The organism is Butyricimonas sp. Marseille-P2440 (assembly GCF_900091675.1).
GTDB classification, from domain to species: Bacteria; Bacteroidota; Bacteroidia; order Bacteroidales; family Marinifilaceae; genus Butyricimonas; species Butyricimonas synergistica.
Genome location: NZ_LT594608.1, coordinates 106,599 through 121,623, shown reverse-complemented (window position 1 = coordinate 121,623; position 15,025 = coordinate 106,599). Strand labels below are relative to the sequence as shown.

At 39.3% G+C, this 15,025-nt stretch carries 28 protein-coding genes; 1 reads left to right on the top strand and 27 read right to left on the bottom strand.

The genetic code is table 11. The annotated features are described in order from the left end of the window. Positions 1–128 precede the first annotated feature (128 nt). The 24 genes from BN8899_RS04130 to BN8899_RS20635 form a co-directional block, all read right to left on the bottom strand. Positions 129–446 (bottom strand): hypothetical protein, encoded by a 318-nt coding sequence (locus tag BN8899_RS04130; RefSeq protein ID WP_065218432.1) that lies wholly within the window; start codon positions 444–446, stop codon positions 129–131. 18 nt (positions 447–464) lie between these two features. Continuing rightward, positions 465–665 (bottom strand): hypothetical protein, encoded by a 201-nt coding sequence (locus tag BN8899_RS04125; RefSeq protein WP_148375269.1) that lies wholly within the window; start codon positions 663–665, stop codon positions 465–467. A 25-nt stretch (positions 666–690) separates the two neighbouring features. Continuing rightward, positions 691–900, bottom strand: a complete 210-nt coding sequence (locus BN8899_RS04120) for a hypothetical protein (RefSeq protein ID WP_065218430.1) — start codon at positions 898–900, stop codon at positions 691–693. Between the two features lie 2 nt (positions 901–902). Next, the gene (locus BN8899_RS04115) at positions 903–1,184 is read right to left on the bottom strand and encodes a hypothetical protein (RefSeq protein WP_065218429.1); all 282 of its coding nucleotides are present in this window, start codon (positions 1,182–1,184) and stop codon (positions 903–905) included. 178 nt (positions 1,185–1,362) lie between these two features. Continuing rightward, entirely contained in the window at positions 1,363–1,713 is a 351-nt protein-coding gene (locus BN8899_RS04110; protein ID WP_065218428.1) for a hypothetical protein, read from the bottom strand. Between the two features lies 1 nt (position 1,714). After that, positions 1,715–1,864: a hypothetical protein gene (locus BN8899_RS20670; protein WP_157237426.1), complete on the bottom strand. Its 150-nt coding sequence runs from the start codon at positions 1,862–1,864 to the stop codon at positions 1,715–1,717. 13 nt (positions 1,865–1,877) lie between these two features. After that, positions 1,878–2,138 (bottom strand): hypothetical protein, encoded by a 261-nt coding sequence (locus tag BN8899_RS04105; RefSeq protein ID WP_065218427.1) that lies wholly within the window; start codon positions 2,136–2,138, stop codon positions 1,878–1,880. A 276-nt stretch (positions 2,139–2,414) separates the two neighbouring features. Beyond that, positions 2,415–2,705 (bottom strand): DUF3391 domain-containing protein, encoded by a 291-nt coding sequence (locus tag BN8899_RS20665; protein ID WP_148375267.1) that lies wholly within the window; start codon positions 2,703–2,705, stop codon positions 2,415–2,417. Positions 2,706–2,759: 54 nt separating this feature from the next. Beyond that, positions 2,760–3,533, bottom strand: coding sequence for a phage antirepressor (locus BN8899_RS04095; RefSeq protein WP_082986899.1), 774 nt, complete (start codon positions 3,531–3,533; stop codon positions 2,760–2,762). A 13-nt stretch (positions 3,534–3,546) separates the two neighbouring features. Beyond that, positions 3,547–4,212, bottom strand: a complete 666-nt coding sequence (locus BN8899_RS04090; protein WP_082986898.1) for a Rha family transcriptional regulator — start codon at positions 4,210–4,212, stop codon at positions 3,547–3,549. 10 nt (positions 4,213–4,222) lie between these two features. After that, complete coding sequence (locus BN8899_RS21335; RefSeq protein WP_082986897.1) at positions 4,223–4,726, bottom strand: Rha family transcriptional regulator; 504 nt, start codon at positions 4,724–4,726, stop codon at positions 4,223–4,225. 254 nt (positions 4,727–4,980) lie between these two features. Continuing rightward, the gene (locus tag BN8899_RS04080; RefSeq protein WP_065218423.1) at positions 4,981–5,220 is read right to left on the bottom strand and encodes a hypothetical protein; all 240 of its coding nucleotides are present in this window, start codon (positions 5,218–5,220) and stop codon (positions 4,981–4,983) included. A gap of 12 nt (positions 5,221–5,232) precedes the next feature. Further along, on the bottom strand, positions 5,233–5,742 hold the full coding sequence (locus tag BN8899_RS04075; protein WP_065218422.1) for a hypothetical protein: 510 nt from the start codon (positions 5,740–5,742) through the stop codon (positions 5,233–5,235). A gap of 10 nt (positions 5,743–5,752) precedes the next feature. Beyond that, the gene (locus BN8899_RS04070; protein WP_065218421.1) at positions 5,753–6,559 is read right to left on the bottom strand and encodes a phosphoadenosine phosphosulfate reductase family protein; all 807 of its coding nucleotides are present in this window, start codon (positions 6,557–6,559) and stop codon (positions 5,753–5,755) included. Positions 6,560–6,563: 4 nt separating this feature from the next. Beyond that, positions 6,564–8,618 carry a DNA cytosine methyltransferase gene (locus BN8899_RS21065; protein ID WP_065218420.1) on the bottom strand — a complete coding sequence of 685 codons (2,055 nt, stop codon included), beginning with the start codon at positions 8,616–8,618 and terminating at the stop codon, positions 6,564–6,566. A 15-nt stretch (positions 8,619–8,633) separates the two neighbouring features. After that, positions 8,634–8,861, bottom strand: coding sequence for a hypothetical protein (locus BN8899_RS04060; protein WP_065218045.1), 228 nt, complete (start codon positions 8,859–8,861; stop codon positions 8,634–8,636). A gap of 3 nt (positions 8,862–8,864) precedes the next feature. Beyond that, positions 8,865–9,401: a hypothetical protein gene (locus BN8899_RS04055; protein WP_148375223.1), complete on the bottom strand. Its 537-nt coding sequence runs from the start codon at positions 9,399–9,401 to the stop codon at positions 8,865–8,867. Next, positions 9,313–10,335: a hypothetical protein gene (locus tag BN8899_RS04050; protein ID WP_065218043.1), complete on the bottom strand. Its 1,023-nt coding sequence runs from the start codon at positions 10,333–10,335 to the stop codon at positions 9,313–9,315. Before BN8899_RS04050 ends, BN8899_RS04055 begins: the two co-directional genes overlap by 89 nt. Before the next feature lies 1 nt (position 10,336). Next, entirely contained in the window at positions 10,337–10,519 is a 183-nt protein-coding gene (locus BN8899_RS04045; RefSeq protein ID WP_065218042.1) for a hypothetical protein, read from the bottom strand. A gap of 2 nt (positions 10,520–10,521) precedes the next feature. Then, on the bottom strand, positions 10,522–10,683 hold the full coding sequence (locus BN8899_RS20645) for a hypothetical protein (protein ID WP_157237421.1): 162 nt from the start codon (positions 10,681–10,683) through the stop codon (positions 10,522–10,524). Positions 10,684–10,689: 6 nt separating this feature from the next. Further along, positions 10,690–10,908, bottom strand: coding sequence for a hypothetical protein (locus BN8899_RS04040; RefSeq protein WP_065218419.1), 219 nt, complete (start codon positions 10,906–10,908; stop codon positions 10,690–10,692). Beyond that, positions 10,905–11,795: a hypothetical protein gene (locus BN8899_RS04035; protein WP_065218418.1), complete on the bottom strand. Its 891-nt coding sequence runs from the start codon at positions 11,793–11,795 to the stop codon at positions 10,905–10,907. The genes BN8899_RS04040 and BN8899_RS04035 overlap by 4 nt, the downstream gene beginning before the upstream one ends. After that, entirely contained in the window at positions 11,716–12,204 is a 489-nt protein-coding gene (locus BN8899_RS20640) for a hypothetical protein (RefSeq protein ID WP_148375265.1), read from the bottom strand. Before BN8899_RS20640 ends, BN8899_RS04035 begins: the two co-directional genes overlap by 80 nt. Before the next feature lie 331 nt (positions 12,205–12,535). Beyond that, positions 12,536–12,712 carry a hypothetical protein gene (locus tag BN8899_RS20635; RefSeq protein ID WP_157237425.1) on the bottom strand — a complete coding sequence of 59 codons (177 nt, stop codon included), beginning with the start codon at positions 12,710–12,712 and terminating at the stop codon, positions 12,536–12,538. 335 nt (positions 12,713–13,047) lie between these two features. Between BN8899_RS20635 and BN8899_RS04030 the strand changes: the two genes are divergently transcribed. Then, entirely contained in the window at positions 13,048–13,383 is a 336-nt protein-coding gene (locus BN8899_RS04030) for a hypothetical protein (protein ID WP_065218417.1), read from the top strand. A 131-nt stretch (positions 13,384–13,514) separates the two neighbouring features. Here the strand turns inward: BN8899_RS04030 and BN8899_RS04025 are convergent, their stop codons facing one another. The 3 genes from BN8899_RS04025 to BN8899_RS04015 form a co-directional block, all read right to left on the bottom strand. Continuing rightward, the gene (locus BN8899_RS04025) at positions 13,515–13,874 is read right to left on the bottom strand and encodes a VRR-NUC domain-containing protein (RefSeq protein WP_065218416.1); all 360 of its coding nucleotides are present in this window, start codon (positions 13,872–13,874) and stop codon (positions 13,515–13,517) included. A gap of 229 nt (positions 13,875–14,103) precedes the next feature. Then, positions 14,104–14,670, bottom strand: a complete 567-nt coding sequence (locus tag BN8899_RS04020) for a hypothetical protein (protein ID WP_082986896.1) — start codon at positions 14,668–14,670, stop codon at positions 14,104–14,106. An 11-nt stretch (positions 14,671–14,681) separates the two neighbouring features. After that, complete coding sequence (locus BN8899_RS04015) at positions 14,682–14,885, bottom strand: hypothetical protein (protein WP_065218415.1); 204 nt, start codon at positions 14,883–14,885, stop codon at positions 14,682–14,684. Positions 14,886–15,025 lie beyond the last annotated feature (140 nt).

Sequence of the window (15,025 nt, the reverse complement as noted above, 5' to 3'; positions counted from 1 at the left end):
AATTATCCTTCCCGTATTTTACTACCCAATCCCATATTATTTTTATCCTGTGTTCTGAATAGTAAAAGTTCTTGGATTCGACGGGGAGCCAGAAGAGTTTAAATCTCCTCCGGTATAGGGTTATCACGCTACCCTTGGTTCCGATCTTGTACACTCTTTTCATTTAAACGTTCTTTTTGTAGTTTAAGTTCTATTTCCACTAATCTCTTAACCTTTGCCGCTTCCTCGTATTGTTCGGTTGCGGCGTACATTTGTTGCAATAATAACAACTGGTTCACGTAGACGCTGTCCAATCTTTTCGCCGAGGCGTCGATTGACTTATTGGCGACGCTAATTAACTCCTCGACCCGTTGTATCCACCTTGTAACCACGGTGCAGATGAAGGCAATAGCGAAACAATTTACGATAAAAAACAACGCTTGTACTATAAATTGTGTATCTTCCATTTTTAATATTACTTTTATTTATGTTTTAGATTCTTCTAGTTTTTTCAGTTGCAGTCTTGCCTTTTCCATGTCAAATTCATAATTCTTGCAATTAGGCTGTTCCGTTATAACTAGAAGCAAGGGGAATAATAATCCATACTTGCATCCTCTCCCGTGTTCGTCCGCTGCCGATTTACATGTGGCGCACTTGTATATATCCTGCACGCAAGCTGTACTCATATCGTTTTTTTGTATTATTTATTATTTAAATTTTGCCATTGTCTTCTTCTGTTACTTCAACAAATACCACGTTCTTGTGGTCTGATCTTTTCGCCCAAAAACATTCTCCAACACACGATCCACAATCAATTAAATCACGCAAATAACATCCATTGCAATTCCCGCCTGAAACTTCCACGCATCTCAGTTTAATCCTTCCAAACTGGAACACTTCGCCTACTTTATATTCTTCCATAATTACCTATTTTTAAATATAAAACTACGAGTTACCGTTTCATATACTTCATCTGTTGTAGAATACTGGCATTCACTAGACAAAACAATTCTTCCGTCAACTAGTCTAATAATAGTAACACCTGGATATTCTTTGTCATCTCTAATTATTACACCACGTATTCTCTTTGCCGAATCGTAGTTAAAACAAACATTCACGATTCTACCTATCCCACCCATAACAGTTTCTTCGGGTAGATGCTGTTTGGGGAATTTATCCATGCTTATATTTTTCTCTACTCCCATGATTATTGCTTTTCTAAATAAAAACTATTTCCACATTCTTCATTGGGGCATACTATGTACATGGAACAATTGTTATTAAACAACATATTATCAGCGTCACTTACTTCAATAAATTCTCCACACCACGGACACGTACACCACCATCCGTTATCATACCACATTGTAGAACAAACTTGGCTCATTTCTTTTTCGTAATTACTATTTCATAAAAAGATGGAATAGGTGCCCATGCGACAACATCTTCCAAATCAAAACTCTCGTCGATTTCTCTGTCATACCAGAAATAAGTAGTCTTAAAATCATTCTCATCGAAAGAATCTAATATAGCAATTCTAACTTTCCAGTCCTTTAAAAGGATTAATTTTTGCTCATAATCTTTTGGTAACTGTATCTTAGCGTTTATCCATAGAGGATGACAAGCCTGCCATTCTGCACCAGCTATAAATCCATGGTAATATGCAGGGAAGTCACTACCGCTGCTCCTACTTTCAGCAAATAAATGGGCTGCTTCTTCTACTTTTTGTTGCATGTTACTTCTTCTTTTTAGCGAGTTTGTATTGATACTGTCTACTTAAATTCTTGTTGTGGAGGTAATCATTTTCTCCACGATTGTAAAAGGTGTTTTGGTAGTATAACTGGTTAGGAATGTATACCACCTTCTCTTTACGTTTCTTACTCATAGTCGTAAATTTGTTAAATAAAACACGCTCCTTTCAATGCTACTCTTATCGCTTCTCGAATATCATGGCAATCCTCGTACATATCCACGTCGCATATTTCTGTTTTTGCATCAACCACGAAGATATAAAAACGAGTAAGATGATCGTATTCTGCCTTCCCAAACCCATGATTGGAAGAAACATATATTCTTTTTCCCCTGTAGCTTGCGTAGAAAGTATCTTTGTTACTTTCCTTAATATTGCGTTTTTGTATGATGCATCCTGATATTTTCATAATTCTCCCCTGTTACCTATTTCTAGTTAATTCTTCGTCTTGTTTCATCTTCAAGTAGTCAATGATTATGTCTTGCCTAAATTTAATAAAGTAAAGACAGCATATAATCATTATAATGACCGCAGTTCCGTAAATACCAAACTCTTCATAACTGAGTGAAAAAACAGTCACGGGAATAATAGAAATTATTATCGTTCCCCAGAAACTATTCTTGTTTATGTGATTTAATTGGTTATTCATAGGTCTTATTTTAATCAATTGTAATCCATATTATATTCATTTAGAATACATTTTGGATATAACTTCCTTTAATTCCTTGTAGGATCTTCTACATAAATTAATTTCTAACACCGCTCTGCTTCCGGCAGAATGGATGTTTAACATCTGTGCCGCTTCCTCTAACAAGGAGCGGGAGAATAACCATGTTTTAATTAAGTGTTCTTTCATACCTGTTCTTTTTGTTTTAGGTAAACTGTCGTTTAATAAATTACATCGGATTATTATTACTTTTGTTGGATCGCTCAAAACAGGGAAGCGATAATTAGTAAACCAGCATTCTTGTGGCATAATTAATTACTTTATCTTTTATTTTATCTCCCCGTGGTTAGACGGGGAGGGTTATTACATTATTTTTGCTAGCTGCTTGGTATGTTTAACGATCTCAAACAACTTCGCTATAAAATCAAGTCCTTTTTGTGTTACCAATACTTTTACAACCATAAAGCCGTCATGATTATCCCGATCAATCCATTTCTCTTTTAGCTCGAAATAGCCACGTTTAATGTATTCTTGCTTCGGTTCGTTTCTATTGGAGAAGAAAACACCTTTCTCTCGCAATTTCTGAAAGAGAGTGTTCCTCCCGAACGGCAATTGAAGGATTTTAGCCGCTTGCCCGACGTCGATTTTCTGATCCGAGTCCATCACCTTGTCCATCAACTCGGCTTTCGGTTCAAGGATGCTATTACGGTGTTCGAGTTGTTTTAGCTTCTCGTCCTTTTTCTTTATAGTTTCTTGTGCCACAATAATAGCTTTTGCCATGATCATTTCCGGAGTGTCGTTCTCTGATGTGACTAGATAACCACCAGTTTTGCGGATAGATGGTAAAATTTCACTTGTTACCCATTTCCGAAATTGTTTCGCTTCTTGTTTCCGACTATCGAGTATTGTATCATACAAGCCATCTTCATTAACGAAATTGGCTTGCTGAATTCCTCCTGCTGTCTGAAGGGGTTGGGTTGAAACCACCCCCTCGTCTAATCGTTGTCTTACATCACCTTGTCTTAATCCAAGTATGTTACACACGTCGGAAAGACAAAATAACGGCTCCCCGTTCAACTCGGTTACTCTCTCTTCCCCGAATTGATCGTTTTTGAATAATTGAATGTTGTTTTCCATGATTAATTTATCGTTAGTAATAATAATTCAATAATTTGCTCGCCACCTTAGCAAGCTCTCGTTTCATTTCCTTGTTCTCCCTCTCTACCTTTTCAAGCTTCGCCCAGGCGAATTGCCCGGCAAGAATATCGTTGTTCAGAGCCTTGAATATGTAATCCAGCTGGCTTTTCAACGACCCCGTGCAGAACAATGCAGGTGATAGCATCCCGGGGTTCGGTGTGCTGCCGTATCGCTTAGCGAGTTGTTTCTCGTGTCCTTTCATCCTCGTGTCCATGTCCTCGCACAGCGACCGGAGGTACGTGGCAATATCTTCCTCTTTAACCGTTACGCCTCGCAAACGTTCCTCCATTTCATTAAATGCGTTAATGTAGGCTTCCTTGAATCGAGCGGCAATCTTGCCGGTGAACCCCATAACTAATAGCGTGAAACCGTCTCTTGTCATGTAATACATCGGGAGCTTTCTTTTCACGTTATTACGTAACTCACTGAAATAGAAACATGGTGCAAAATTGCGCCCTGTAAATTCAGCAGAACACTCTAAGTTTCGGATTGCTCTTAAAACGAGTTTGTGATCTTTCCCGAAATACTCGGCTACTTTTAGGGAAGTAGTTACTACTTGGTCACGATTGACCATTACAAGCCCGTTTGTTGGGCATGAAATTGAATTAATTGTTTTCATCCTGCTCTGACTAATTAGATGAATTAAACAAAATAGCAGCTCTATTAGATTCTAACCTGTCAGAGCAAACATACATCAAGGATATATGTAACGAATCTAAATAGAACTGCTTATGCTTTCTATTATCCTTTGTCGATGCACTCTTGCAACGATTGTATGTTTGTTCTGACGTGACAAACATACGAATAAAACCGGAAAAAACAATGTCAACTACCTCAAAATTCTTACCGGTGAATCCCATCGCAAGGAAAGTGAAGCCGTCACGGGTTAAGTAGTACATCGGTTCTTTTTTATAACCTCCATTTAGTAATTGCCTGTGATAGAACGAAAGCGAAAAATTTCGCTCTTGAAAAATAGGACTACAATCAAGTTTTCTTATAGAACTTAACACGTCTTTGTGTGGACGTTGAAAATGTTCTGCAACTTGTAAAGATGTGGTTACGACTTTTCCGTCATTTACGGATACTAGATTTTTAGTGCATGATGCACTTGATGAGATAGTTTGTGTTGCCATGACTATAAGGTAATTTTGGCATTATAGGCAATAAAAACGGTTGCCCTTTCCCGTTACCTTACACCGTCATAGGCAGTGGACGCATTAACGTTCCACACGGGGGTAGCAACCGTATATTTTGGCAGCACCAATCTTGCAAGCATAAAAAAATGCTCACCTAACAGCGAGCGTCACTCGCCTATGACTATGTAAGGTGAGGCAAACATACAACTATTATCCGTAATTTCAAATTTCACCACATTATTTTTTCGTATCTACTGAATCAACGATTCAACACTCACGCGACAACCTTTTTCTTTTACCCACTTCTCGTATTCCTGTACCGGAACCTCTTCGACGGAAAACGATGGATCATCCTCGTACGCGATAACAGGTCTACTAGAATACGATACATCTTTACAAATTCCATTACACCCGAAACAATCTCGTGTTATCTTTAACGCCATCCCATCAGATGGGATGTATCTTTTTAATATTACATCTTTAATTTCCATGCATTATCTTTTTCATGATTGTGCTTTATGTGATTCATTGTCGTGCATAATATCAACTAACTTCTGTTTCAAATTCCACACCCTCATGCACCCAAGGCGGGCGATAGTTAATTGCTCCTCTAGGAACAACTTTCTTCCCCGGTTCGTGTTAGGGAAGCCAACCTTCAAGTCAGTCACGACTCCTTCTTCCGTGTAAGACAAGACAGCAGGGATAAACTCGTGTTTAGTTTTAAATAGCTCTATAACCTTGTCTTTTATCGAGGAGGGAACGCAGTAATAGAACTTATACACCCTCTCGTCCTTGTGCTCGTGATCTTTCTTGAAATCCGCCTTGAAATCCTCCCAAGACCGTTTTATCTCGATCTCCGTTAAGTATCCCGATTTGGTCATTACGACCATATCGGCCTCGTGGTTAAGCAGCCCCCAAGAAACATTGGGGACAAATATATCTCCTCTCTTATTGAATATACTGCTATTCACGATAGCAAGTTCTATTTCATCTATTGTTAGTTTGGTATCCATTTTTCAGCTTTTATTCATTAATTCCTAAATAATTGTTTACCATCCTCCTGAAATCATTCTTGAACATGGATGCCGTTTTCATGAACTTGAAATCCTGTAAAGACAAGTCGTTGATGTAGTAATAAAACGCCTCTTGTTCATTATCAAAATTCTTCCCCCAAAATGTTTCAGGGTGCGTTTCCATGAACTTTTTTATAGCTTTCATGAGGTTTATCGCGTACCGGGGGAACGTTTTAAACTCGATTCTCATTTGTTGTTTCGTCGCGAGAGGACATCCGACACAGCCATGACGGGTGAAGTTGTAAGGCGGATCGTAATACTTCATATAAGGAAGGTTATGCTTGTGAATGTATTCCCAAATTTGCCTTCCCGTCCAAAATACAAGGGGCAACACGTGACAAGCACCCTTCATGCTTTTCCTGCTATCACATTGCTCCGGTTCGTAATCTGACCTATTGTTAGATTCATCCCTGCGCATCCCTTCCAAGTTCCTTTTCCCTATGCCGTAACTCTCTTTCAAGACCTCGCAACAGAATCTTCGTTGCCGGGATGGAAAACCTTTTCTCGCCACAAGCTGTAAAAACGACTCTTTCGGGTTCACGATCTTGACTTCCGGGTAATTCTCCCGGATAAACGGGATTGTTCCGGGAGGATCTATCGTTGTGTTAGAGTAAACAGCCTCAAATTTTACCCCGGATTTCTTCGCTATATCAAGAAGAACAACACTATCCTTCCCCCCAGAGAAACCCAAGTTATATATTTTGTCTGTTTCAAGACTACAAATCAGATCTATACTACGCTTCACGTGTCCTTCCATTGCTTTATATTGTTTTCTTCGTTAATGTTTCTTCTACTTGTTCTATTGCTAAAAATATCTCGTAAACTACTTGCGGAACCATGGAATTCCCGAGAGCCTTTATGCTTTCTTGTCGCCATTTTGAAAAGGAGATACCAAATAATCCAAGGGAAATCCCATCATCTCGCTTACATACAGGGGATTGAGTTGGGAATTTTTCCCAACATCTTTCGCAATTTTGTGATTCAATTGAGAAGTCCTCAATGATCCATCTTGACGGTTTGCTATTGTCCCAGTATTCCGACAACTTGCCGTTGGGGTTGGTAGTAATCCCATCTTCGCTGCAAGTGCAATCGTTGGTCTTTCCTTGGCTCCCGGTGATGTTCCCTTGTTTATTCTCCCTGATCCCGAATCTATTGCTGTCGGTGTCGGTAACATCCCTTTGTAAGCCGCTTCCGGCAATCCTTGTTGCTTGCTGTTCGGACCCCTGCGCTTGTAATCCTGTGCTGTCGGTGTTGGGAGTATCATTTTTTCTTGCCAAAAACCACACCCGATCTCTCCTGTGGGGCGCTCCGACGGCACAAGCCGGTATAACAACTGGCTTGATAGTATATCCGATTGATTCGAGGTCGAGTCTGATTTGTTCGATGACGTATCGTTGTCGTTTCTCGTAAAACGTGTAACTCTCTCCGCAAACGTCCGTGTAACTTCCCACTTTAACCTCCTCGCCGGGGAGTACCATCGAGATGATTCCAGTAACGTTTTCACCAATAAACCAAGTGGGTCTAACCTCGTCGATGACACGAAACACCTCGTTCCAGAGGTAGCGGTCATCTTCCGCTCCATTTCGCTTTCCTGCGTAGCTAAATGGCTGGCAGTTATGGACTGCGATTCCGTAAACATTGTATGAGTGTTCTTCATTTACTGCTAAATTATAAACGGCATTACTTTCTTTTTCTTTTCTGATGCTCTTTACATTACACCAAACAAATCCATTCTCATAGAAACCATATCTATCACTACGAGATATTGTAATGCAAAATTGAGGACGTTCATTAACAACCCTTCCATCTATTATGCAAGTACGTTTTGATGTTTTTTTACTTATACTTACTGGACAATGGTAAACATCTCTTGCTATTTGAGCCATATCTAAGGATAATTTCTCGCTTACAGTCGTTATTTTTATACTACCATTTTGACAAACATAACCATCCGCAAACCATCCTTTAAGCAATGACTTCTTTCTCGCATTATCAAGAATAAAACATTGTGGAGATAGGTGTTTCCCGTGAGCGTATTTCCCGAAATCATTTAAGAAATCACAAAGCCATTCATCACAGATTATAGCCTTGTAAATAGACTTATCTTCTGTTAAGGTATATTTATACCCTGATCTTTGAATAACATGATGAAGTCTTGTGATATTATGTTTCCCACAACATATTATGGTTTTGTGATTATAACTATTTTTTCTACCAGAACGTTTATTGTTATCACACCACCCATCGGCTATCCACGTGCCTACTAATTCCCAAAAAGCTGGAGTGAAGGAAGTATCATCACCTTCATGTATTGGATATCCTATTTTATCTCCCTTTTTTAAATCAGAAGCATGTATATATTCAGGAAGCATGAATTTTCTTCCTTTTCTTGTTCGAACATAAAATGGATGATTTGGTGTACATTTTAGTTCTTTGAACATTCCTTGGGCACGTAGATAAATTATTTCATCTGCATCATGTTTCATAGTACATTCTACTGGATGATATGTTCTATCTGTCGTGAGTACTTCATCGCCAACTTGAACGTCTTCAATAGGCAAGAATCCTTTTCTAGTCAGTACTGGTGTTCCCGCCACGAAACACGGAAACCCTGCCGTGAGGACGTCGATTTTTCCTCTCCATTCTCTAAAATCTTGCTCGAATATGTTTCCATAATGTGTAGTGTTAGGGTAATGATAACTTAATACTTTGTTGCAGAACTCGTCTATTTCGCAAGAGAAGGCATTCTCCCACCCCATCCAAGTGGCAGCGAGTTCGCAGGCACCGATCCCGGTGCATAAAGAAGCGTGTATCATGTTGTTTGTTTTAAATTATTCTCCCGGGAAGCATTTATCCATTCCCCTGTTTTTAAACTTATCCGTGTGTATAACGCTATTCTCCATTCTTTCTCTGGTTTTAAAGAAGAATATAGCATTCCCTTTCTTTACCCTGTATTTCCCGAGTTTGGGAGAGGTTATACCCTTTTGTTTAAGGGTGTTCTTGTCCATGTCAGCCTTGTTTTTGGGGCTGGCAAAGTCATAATTGTCGATTAAATGCATAAATTACTTTGTTACATTTTTTCCATACTTGTGTTGAATCTCTGAAATTCGATACATCCGGTCTTCATTTTTGCTTCTAGAGGAAATTCGTTCGCTCGTGTCTGTCATTTTTAGGCGGTCGTCAATAGACTCGCAATAACAATGTTTATCTTGTGCGTATTGAGAGATCCACCCGTAAATGATATTCCCATCCACCCTGTCGTAAATCTTGCCGTAAACGCCTCGTTTGGCGTTATTGAAGCAAAGTTTAAAGTCGTCAATGTTCAAGTAATAAAAATCGTCGATAATTAGTTGGATTGTCCCTAGCAATTGCATCGCCCCAATTGTCTTGCCAACCGAGAAGAAATCAAGTACATCTTTCACGATTAGATAGAACATGGATTTTAAAGCGGCTTCGTCGGTAAATTTCTTGAAACTCGCTAAAGTTGGAGTTACGCTTGCCAATGTATCGTCAAAATCCCTCGGGCATAGTGCGGTGAAGTACCTGTCGGGCAATCTCGCCAAGAGCATCACGCTCTGCTCTCTTGTTTTCGGCATCATTCCGGCGGGGATTATTCCCGTTTCCGACGACTCCTTCTCGACCGCTTGCAGGTAATTCCTTGCTAGTTCGATTTCTGTTGTCATATTTTCCTTCATACACTTTCACGAAATTTGTCGGTTTAAAAATCCAGTCAAAATCTGCTATCCATCCCCTTTGGTTGTCCCCCGAGAGAAAATTAGATAATCCGGCTTTCTCTATCATCTCGGCAACTTTTTCTTTGCCATACTGCCGAATTCTTGCCATTACGGTAGATACGCGTTTATCCGTTATCGTCTTCACCGGGGCAAGGGCGGGACATTTCTCGTGATAGTAATTCACGACTTTGCTCACTAGCTCTCTTTCGGATTCTTTTTCTTTTTTCGCGGAACTTTTTTCTTTTTCTCCTTCATGTTTTATGGGAGATTCAAAATTTTCATCGATAGGAAATTCAAGTTCCCCCTGGGGAATATCTCCGTTAGGAGATAAATAATTACTTTTTTCTTTACTTTCTTTTCCTTCTTTACTTTCTTTATATTCTTTATTTTGGTTTGTCGGTGGTTTGTCTCTGGTTTGTCGGTGGTTTGTCGGTGGTTTGTTTTCCACATCATCACTGGTTTGCCTTGTATTGTAAGTGTCGTAATTACAAAGCGTTATTATGGTTTGTCCGTTGGTTTGTCGCTGGTTTATCATGCCTTCTTTCTTTAAGAAATCTAAAAAGTTAGTAACCTTTGTACTTCCCCATAACCACCTATTTTCCAAGAATCTACGACTAGCAACTATCTCTCCTCTTTGGACTTCTATCGCCCGGTTGTTCAGTATATATTTCGAGTCTTCAAATCCTGCCATTTGAATTAAATCTATCCAGGCTTCGGAACGGGAATACTGACGGGGTTCTTTCCAGAGGGCGTTTTCAAAAAACTTTCTGCTTAATTTTATAAATCCTTGGTCACGCATATCACAATTCTTTTTTCTTCTTCTCGATAAATTCCAGTAGGTCTTCAATTTCTTTATAGTCGAGAAGTATAGAGGTAATAGTTTGATTATCGTTGTCCTTCATAGATATTTTTAAATATCCTTCATCAACTCCAACTTCTAAAGCCGAAGTTTCGCCTTCTATTTTCAAATATGTGTTTGCCATAGCTATTCGATTTCTTCTATCACAAACAAAACCTTAGAGGCATTGTTAGCCTCCTTTTGTAAAGCTCTATAAGCTTCCACGTCTTCAACGATTTTATTTGGCTTGATCGTTGTTTTACTGCCGTCCTCCATCACGAGAACGACTCTTGTTATCTTTACTTTCATGTCTTCTTATTTTACTTTTTTGCCATTTTCTAAAATAACGCTTCCCGCTATTTTACTTTTCTCTTGTTTTCTATCATAACGATTCATCCGGGGACATTTCCCATCACACCCGATAGATATATGCCACCCGTTTGCCCCGTGGCTCTTCATGCAACACATTCCAGACATGGGGAGAAAGTGTTTGCACTTCTCCCGGTAGATTCGTCTTTCGGTGGATTCTTTCATTGAAATTCATTTTTTAATTGTTTGCTCTCGGCGATTAAACGGGATAAGATAACCTTCATATTTTCCGAAAACTGTTTCCCGTTTATTTCACCATTCTCAATTTCCCCGATCAACTTTCCTATAACTTCAGATTCGGATTCGATTCTATTTTTAACCCGGAATATAATAGACTTGTAGGCTTCCATTTGGTCTTGCATTAAACGGGCGTTTAAATTCTCCATGAATTTCTCGTATCCTTTTCGCATTTCGTCGAATATCTCTCGGGTATTGTCACAGGATTTAGAAGCATGCTCGATAGAATTGTTTATCTCTCGCAATATTTCGTTCTCTTTTTCTAGCATCTCGTAAGCAGCTAGAGAAACAAACTCGTCTTTTTCTGCCGGAATGTTTACCGGCGTGGGTTCTCTATCGAAAATACTTACAAGCTTACCATTCAAGAACACCCCGGTACATGTTTTTATCTGAATATCTCCACGTTTGCCTCGTGTCGAATTCGGGGTGTCGGCAGTAACTTTGACCTGTCCCATGATCATTTTATCGCCTTTAAACGTGACCCCTAGCCGTTCAAGGTATTCTCTTTCAAGATTTAACTTATCCGTTCTCAGTTTCAAGTTTTCTAGATCCTCGAGGACACGACATTTACTCTCTTGTATACCTTTTATCTCGGGAATTATATTCATGAAACAAGCCTTCGTTTCTATGTGGAAGTGATCTTTGAAAGTGTCGATGATACAGAATAAATGATCACTTAAAAAATCCCCAACAGCATAATCCGTTCTTCGGCATTCCGCCTTGGGAAATTTATCGTTATACTCCTTGTTTTGCTTGTTTAGCACGTTTGCACCGTATTTGGTTAATACCACGGTTACTCTGTCTTGTAATTCCATCGTTGTTTATTTTTTTAATAGTTTCATATTCAGATTCCATGATCCAGTAACCGCAATGCTCGCACTGGTGAGTGAAGTCATTAAAGGGGAATGATTCTTTCACTTCCGCTTGACATGGTTCCCCGCAATTAGGGCAAATTATCGTGTCTACTTGGGGTACTTTTTCGAGAAAATGAAATTCTATCCCTTTTTCTGGACCGCATAGCTTCGTGAGCCCGTAAGCCTGTCGTAGAGTGAAAGTGTAAGCCTTCGTCTTGTCTTTCGTGTACCCGCTTAGTCCGATACAGTATAGTCCATGTTCACGGGAATAAATATGTACCATTCTATTCCCATGCGCTTCAATAATATCAGCGTCATTCGTGCAGTTAATATATTCCAATCGTATGTATGATTTTTTAATTTTCTTCATCGTATAATTTGTTAGTAAGCACGCCCCGGTAATTAGAAATTTGTCACATTTAAAATACCACAAGTGGGACGTGCTGTAATTATTATTAATTTTGTGTTGTCACATTTAAATTTTATAAATCATGGAATTATCACAAGAAGATCAATTAAAAATTGAAAAGAAATTAAAAGTAGGATCATGTCCAAATTGTGGATTTGTTGGGAACAAGGAACTCTGCATGGAAGAATTTCATTTAACAGGATTCAATAGACAAGAATTACATACTGTTGGATTGAAAAGTATGGCAACATTCCCTGTTGTAATGGCGTATTGTCCACAATGCGGGTATGTATCACTGTTTAACAAGAAATTTCTCTGTAACGATATGTGATGTCTTATTAAACCCTTTATTATCTCGTGTTGTTTCCCCGCTATTATTAATTTGCTGGCGGATTTTTTCTGTTTCTAAAATCGTTTCATGTAATTTACGAATTACACTGTCAACTTGATTTAATAAGTCTTCTTTCATAGTTGTTTATTCTTTATAGTTTATACATGTAATGTTATTATCCTTGCAATTCGGTTGCGGGCAAATCCTGTACTTGCATTCGATTAGATTGTATTTCCAAATAGAATGGTGAATACAGGTTAGGCAGTCTGAAGGAGGGGATGTAGCGATGATCACTATACCTCGATCCGGTGGGTTAGAGGGTGGTTTGGGCGGTCTTCTCATCATAGTAATGTAAAACAAGAGCGACATTCTATATTGAAGTGTCGAATTTCAATTTTATCAAGTGGATAAATAGAAATGTCGCTCGTTAATTATTAAATTTGTGATAGTCGAATTTCAAATTATATTTTATCATGGAATTAAATGAATTTATCAAGGATGTTATAACAAGTATCTATAATGGCATCGCAGAAGCTAAGAAAACAACAGGAAAATCTATTCTCCCGTCAGGTGGTCTAGTTTCAGAAGGAATCCCATACGTGAAAAACGGTATTGGGCCAACAGCCGAAGCCAAAATGATTTCAAATTTAGAATTTGAAGTTTCCTTGACTGAATCAAACAAGGATGGTGTTAGTTCTGGAATAGGTGTTTTGCTAGGGTCTATTAACTTGGGAGCAAAAGGGAACACAGAATATCAACAAGCATCCTTGTCTAAAATCAAATTTAACATCCCGATTGAATTGAAATGAATCACTTGCTTTTAATCCAATCGTAAATCCATTTGGCGGTGGAGACTAATTCTTCACCGCTCTTGCATGATTTTGCCGATTCTTTAACGCATAAGCGTTTGAGTCTCGCATCTTGTTTTCTTTTGAAGTATTCAATCAGTCGTTTCATGTCTATTAAAATATTCGTTCACAACCTTCATGAAATCGTCAAGCGACCAGCACACGGCACACTTGTAACCTCTCTCTTTCAGCTTACCAATCATGTCCTTTTGCGTTTCTTGTAACCGTCCACCCTTCACCTTCATTTCTACGAATAGACCGTGATATTGTCCGGACGGCTCCGGGATGAACAAATCCGGGACACCTGATACAACTCCTTCCGCTTTCAGCTTGGCTGCGGTGACGATATTTCTAGCCCCACCGTTAGGGATAGCGTGTATCAATTTGCCGGGATATTGTACCCGGAACCAGTTCACGCAAGCCACTTGCGTTTGATGTTCTCTGTCTTTCATAAATATTCATTCTTGATTCGAGAACGAGGCGGGAGTCGAACCCGCACAAGTATCGTCAGCTTTCTACGTTCGTTCGTGATATTGGCTATTCTCACGTCTTACCTACTAGATGTCTGCTGCTGCACGGTCTTGATGACATACATTGCTATGTACACTTGCAACTTCCGTTCATTTGGTCTTAGCACCCTATGACTATTCTCGTTCGTGTGCCCGTGAAACCGGGCAGTGTTTATAGTGTCATGCAAGGCATTATCAAGCCAACGCAATTTGTCGAATCGATATCGTTATCCTCGCAGAGGATACTTTCGTTAACTCCCTTGAAAGTGAATTTTAATTCTCGTTGATGATACAACGCCTTATTAATAATTTCTATCAGTTTGGCGTTGATGGATATTTGAGGAGTGGGAACGGTAGACAAAGCGTATTTCTCTTCAACCAGTTCTTTCGCCTTTGGATATTTTAATGATCCGTCTGTGTTGAAGTAGAAAAAAGTTGTATTATTCCCTTTTTTGCACTGGATGCCCTCTTCCGATATATCGATAACATCGTACTTGAGAATCTCTTTGTAAGCGTCTTTGTGAAGCAATTTGCCGTTAAGGATCTCGATCTGCTCTTGCGAGATAGACGAGCAAACGGATAAATCATTTTTCACCAACACGTGAGCGTTTGAAGCGTAAGCGAAACCGTCTTGAAAATAGATGTGCTCCATCACTACCCTAAGATCGTCAGTAGCGCAAGCGAGGTGCATCTGTAATGATTTGTTGAAGTTTACTCTTCTAGTGTCTTTATTAGCCATGATTATAGTGTTTATTGTTTTAAAATTTTAATCATTCCTATCACGTCCATGCCACGAAGGACATAGTATTCATTTTCTTCTTTTGGAGATTGCTCAAGCGTCCAGCAGGTAGTCAACACGTGCCGGTTAATCTCTCGCTGCAACGCTTGCTTGTCTGCCGGGTAAACAATCTTGTTAATGTTGTTCCTCCCGAGGTTGATTAACTGTACTTTCATGTATTATGTCCTTACATCTTTCAAGTTTCCTTTTTAATAACGTTGCCTTTCTTTTGAATTCAAGCTCCCGAACAGATACCCCCGTCACGTGATCGGGTAACGATTCAAGTAACTTGATCAAGTCGGCGTGTAGGGTGTTG